General features: G+C 47.2%; 1 protein-coding gene. It reads left to right on the forward strand.

Annotated elements, in window-relative coordinates:
• A partial coding sequence (locus HJY11_RS14640) for a hypothetical protein (protein WP_208076573.1) occupies nt 1-212 on the forward strand: 212 nt, incomplete at both ends.

The raw sequence follows: 212 nt of genomic DNA on the forward strand, positions 1-212 counted from the left end.
GGCCGCCATCGGTAATGTAAAAAATGACTTGTCTTTTGCCGTTGATTATTTCATGTATAAAAGTAAAGCCGTCAATTCCGGCAGTGCTGCAGGTCAGGCCACTATCGGCGGTGATCTGTGGAATGGCGTTCATATTATCGGCACTCCAATCGCTGCTGCTGACATCGATTCTGTTGGCTACAGCAAAGAATATGCTTATGCAGCAACCCTGG

Source organism: Bittarella massiliensis (ex Durand et al. 2017) (assembly GCF_017566145.1).
In the GTDB taxonomy this organism is placed as follows: Bacteria; Bacillota; Clostridia; order Oscillospirales; family Ruminococcaceae; genus Bittarella; species Bittarella massiliensis_A.